Genomic DNA, 4,649 nt, shown 5'->3' with positions numbered 1-4,649 from the left:
CCCCTCACCGGCCGCATTCTCTTCAAACGGAGAGAATCACGACCGGCAAGCCGGGCATAGCCTTTTTCCGCGGCCTGTTAGCTGGAGGCGGTTAGGCCGGATTGGATCGCTTGTAGGGCCAACTCTCGCTTGAGCGGCTGGTCACGCTCCGCGTGGGAAGCTTGCCCCGGTCTTCCGTGACACCAGTTGGGCACGATGCCTCCCTGTGCTTTAAAGTGTACCACGTGAACGAACGTCACGGCCCCATCGGTGTAGGCGACCGCATTGAGTTTCCGCAATCCCGGTCGAACACCGGCAATGGCCCGGAAGCAACCATCCACGTAGCCTGCATTGTTGCCGAACAAGATGACCAGCTTCAACCGCGGTGGAAGGCGGGCAAGGTGCCGATGGGTGCAGTTGGAGATGACGTGGCCGATGGCACCTTCGCGAAGGCAGGAGCCCATGATGTCGCTCCCCGACATCACCCAACGACCACTCCTGCGATCCAATTTCGACACCGAACACCGCACCAAAGACCCGAAAGCGATGTCGCCGTCGCGGTCGGCAATCAGTTCGTCGATAGACCGGTCGCTCGGCATCAGGCCGAGCGTGCCCAGGATGCTGGCAACGGCGTGCCGGCCGCCTCGGAAGGCCACTTCGACATGGGGGCGGTTCAGGATACTGTCGTTCTGCGTGCCTCCCTTGCTGAAGCCGAGCACCAGCACGCGAGGGTTCTGGCCACCCCAGGCCATGGGATTGTTGGTCAGCCGCCAGCCTGAGCCTTCCGCCACTGAGACACCCCATTCTGCGGTGCCGCCGGGAAAGCAATCGGTACAGGCGATGCGGCCATGGGACGGCAACAGACCGGAGGCCGGCGGCTTGAGGTCGGGGGGCAGTGACATGGCCATCGACGAGGTTGTCTTCACCCCGCTCGTTGGCGAAGTTCGTGATGCCTTGGGGTCGGCAGATGCCGCACCGGGGGCGTCGGTCACGATCTCACTCGCGGCGATAAGGTTGACCTGCCCGGTTTCTTCGCCACGCATGCGGCAGAGATAACCCCGCCTGATGTAGGCGACGAGGTCCTCCTCGCTTACCACAGGGATCTGGTGTTCGGCGTGGTGCTTGACCTTGCCGAGTGTGGGATCGGCTACACGGAAATATCCGTCACGGTGCTGGTGCGGGACGAATCGCTTAAGGGTCTGGGGATGGAGACGCCAGATCTTTATCTTCGGTTCCAAATTAGCCTCTAGCGTTCGGCAATCCCGAGATATTCAAGGAACCGTCTACCCTGAGCCGTAAGTTCGTAAGAAACACGCCCCGTGTTGTAATCTTCGCTTTTAACGTCGAGCAAACCAAACGAACTAAGATGCCGCTCAAAGGCATCCTTGAGTTCTGCCCTCCCCCTATCCTTGTTATTGGCACCGATCTCTCGACTAAAAGGCCCCAGTACATCTCGGTGCTTTTTGTAGAATGCGGCAGTTGCCTCGTCGCCAATTCTGCGGTATTTCGATTGATAGCTGCTTAGGATGATGATCTGTGCATCATCCAATTGATTCAGTATCCGGGGAGCATGGCGAGATTCCTGTCTTTCAGCCCCATTCGAAGCCATTCCCTTGGAGACCAACTCCGCAACGTATTGCTTCCTTTCGTCTGAAAAGGCTCTTGCTGATTGCCACATTCCCTCTTCGAACACGTCAAGCCCATCAGCGGTCCTGAGCGAGTCGTTGAGCGTAGGTTCGTCCAGGCGGCTTTGAAGATAGATTAGGTACGCTTCGATACGTTCCAGACGAACGTTCGGGATGGTCTCGCTCAAAGCCACCTGAATGAGCGGACCGACGCACGGCACGGCTCCAGCAAGCGTGGTGAGCGTGCGGGCAACGACATCTGATCGTGCCTCACCCAGCGGCGGAGGATCTTGTTCAGGCATCAGGTATCCCTTCCAACCCGAGTTGCTTCTCCCGCCCGGAGCATACTTTGTGGCTTCCTCATCGCCAATCATGGTGTTTGCGGCCGCAAGCGTCTGGCTCAGTGATGCTGGGCTGTCGCTCCACTGTTTGCCAAGCAGTTGGCCCTCAATAGCTCACGGAGCTTTGATCATCTCCGACCACTCTAACCTGCTGAAGGAGATTGCGATCATCGTCGATCATGCCCGCCGCATGCGGCCCGCTGGCATGTTGGTGCAGACTCCTCCTTGCGTTGAAGAGGGCGGTGTCAGGCGACATCCCAATTTGCCCCCTTGGCGACACGAGCACTGCCCCCTCTGCCATCGTTACCGCAGCATGGGCTTCAGGTTATCCCGGTAGTCCATAGGCTTGATCCGACGGGCAATTTTCCAGCCCGAGGAGGATCAAGCCTGTGGGCCCACCGGGGCAACCGGGGGGCAGCCTTCGTGTCGTCAGGGGGGCAGTTCCAGGTGTCGCCTGACAGGCGGGAATCCTTCTTTTGAAGTGGGTGTACCTCCAATGGATTTCGCGTATTGGGTTGCGACCACCGGCCGGGTTATAAATGCGAAGTGCATGACATTAGGAACTCTGCCATGGCTCATGATCCTCTTTCAACCGCAACCCGTGCAGCTAAGCGAAACCTACTGGTAGCATCGTCTGTACTGATCCTTACAAAAGCATTTAACGTAACGGTGCAGAAAATCCCTGCCCTTGGATATGAAGTGAACATCGGTCCGGGAGCTTTATTATTTGCCTTGATAATCAGCACATTTTATTTTTTTATAACATTCACACTGTACTATGGGATGGATATCTACGATGAATTCAGCGATGGTTACTCTTCCAAGCATCTAAAGAGTGAAGCTGACGAACTTTCTCGCTTAAGCGAGGCACATGAGGCCGACATCATCAAGATGTGCCGCTATGTCATGAGCGATGTAGAGTTTTCCGTTGATCAAGCCGGTCTGAAAAGACTGATAGAGATACTAAGATCCGATAAGGTGCCTGACATCACCTCTGATCGGGTCGACAAATTGATCAAAATCTACAAGCCACTTGTCCTGACCGTGAAAAAAGGGAATGGAAGTGATAATCAATACGATATATACGCACAAGAACAAGGGTTCAGGAGTGATATTGCAGATGCCGTAGTTAGTCAGAAGGCATTAGCCAGCGGACTAATAACAAATTACGCCGTTGAATGTGCTGCAATTAAGTCAAAATATGGAAAGCAGACACGTTTTCGCTCATCATTGCATTTTGTTAGGGCGTATATCGTTGACGGTGCGTTGGCATTAATCGTCGGAATTATTGCTATTGGAGTAAGTTTTAATAAGATACCATTGGGATGGATAACTTCACTTCTTCCAGAAATGATCCCTTGATCAATCATAATTTTGAATCGTCCGCGATTCGATGCGACTACGGGGTAAAGGGCAAGGAAGATCCAAGCCGGCCGGCTAGGCTTGGCGGAACCCGATGCCGTTGCGGTGGAGTACCCGTGCGATCACCTACGAGCAAGTCCAGCGGTCCTTGGGAGATCCAGAGGGGGCCGCTGGTTGGCAGCAGGTGAGGGCGGGCTCGAACCACCCTCACCTCCCTGTGGGTACGTTACGCAACGGCAGCCTTCCGGCGGCTCCGTGGCTTCGCTAGTGCACTGACGCAGACATAGAATTCACAGAGGGCCGCCGACGTGCGATTCTGTCGGCCACACGATGCCACGAGGAGGGGAGGCCGACACCGGCCCTACCGCTGCCTGCCAGGGGCGTCACCTGAACAGGGACAGGATCACCTGCTGGCTCTGGTTCGCCAGCCCCAGGGCGGTCTGGGCAAGCTGCTGCCGCGTCTGGAACGTCAGCAGGTTGGTCCCCTCCTCGTTCTGGTCGGCCAGGGTCAACTTGTTTGCTCCCTCATCGAGCACATCGGAGAAGCTCCGCATGAAGTCCTCGCGGGCCGTGATGATGCCGAGCCCGGTCGTGAGGGCTTGCGACGCCGACCGGACCCGCTGTTCGGCCGTATCGAGCCCCGTGATGGCGTTCTCGATGTCGGCCCGGTCCATCCAGCCATTCTGGCTGAAATCGACGTGTAGCCCCTTGCCATCGACCTGTAGGTTCTGGCTCTCGACAGTGACGCCGTTCGTGTGCGTGGTGTTGAACGCCACGAATAGATCATTAAGTTGGCCGGGCGTGGACGAGGGTCTGGTTACCAGATTGGCAATGCGAGGAGATGGTTGCGATTGTTGTTGTGGTGGAGGAGTGGGCGGCGGCGATGGAGGTGGTGGGGCGTCCGGTATCAGCCACAGGCTATAGCTCCACTGCCCTGTGCCGGCACCGCCGATACCCGGCTGGTCAAGAACCAACTGTATGGTCTGTGTTGGTGCGGCCGGATATGGCCAGGACATGGATACGATCGAATCAGGGTCACCCCCCGTATCCATTACAACAGAACCGTCATAAATGACTTGTGCTCGCCGACCGGGCGTCGATCCCTCCATGACAACATCAAAGTATAGCGTCCCAGGATTCAATCCAGTGTTAAAATTTTGAACAATATTAACTGGGCCGATCCCTCCGTCGGCGTCGACGGTGAGAGGCGGTGGTGGCGGTGGCGGGGTAACGACGACATCATTATTCGAACCGGATTCATCGCTTAGCAGGCCGCGGAAAAAGGCTATGCCCGGCTTGCCGGTCGTGATTCTCTCCGTTTGAAGAGAATGCGGCCGGTGAG

Annotated in this window: 3 protein-coding genes and 1 pseudogene; 1 reads left to right on the top strand and 3 read right to left on the bottom strand. The window is 56.6% G+C overall.

Annotated elements, in window-relative coordinates:
* Positions 1-77: 77 nt before the first annotated feature.
* Both QSG27_RS27780 and QSG27_RS27775 read right to left on the bottom strand, forming a co-directional pair.
* Positions 78-1,217, bottom strand: coding sequence for a hypothetical protein (locus QSG27_RS27780; RefSeq protein ID WP_306711948.1), 1,140 nt, complete (start codon positions 1,215-1,217; stop codon positions 78-80).
* Positions 1,218-1,225: 8 nt separating this feature from the next.
* On the bottom strand, positions 1,226-1,906 hold the full coding sequence (locus QSG27_RS27775; protein WP_306711946.1) for a hypothetical protein: 681 nt from the start codon (positions 1,904-1,906) through the stop codon (positions 1,226-1,228).
* A 609-nt stretch (positions 1,907-2,515) separates the two neighbouring features.
* Between QSG27_RS27775 and QSG27_RS27770 the strand changes: the two genes are divergently transcribed.
* On the top strand, positions 2,516-3,307 hold the full coding sequence (locus QSG27_RS27770; RefSeq protein ID WP_306711944.1) for a hypothetical protein: 792 nt from the start codon (positions 2,516-2,518) through the stop codon (positions 3,305-3,307).
* Positions 3,308-3,690: 383 nt separating this feature from the next.
* On the opposite strand, the pseudogene QSG27_RS27765 reads toward QSG27_RS27770, so the two are convergent.
* Positions 3,691-4,649, bottom strand: a pseudogene (locus QSG27_RS27765) (hypothetical protein); the annotation flags it as partial.

The organism is Azospirillum isscasi, from assembly GCF_030849505.1.
GTDB lineage: Bacteria > Pseudomonadota > Alphaproteobacteria > Azospirillales > Azospirillaceae > Azospirillum > Azospirillum isscasi.
This window is presented reverse-complemented; position numbering and strand designations above follow the sequence as displayed.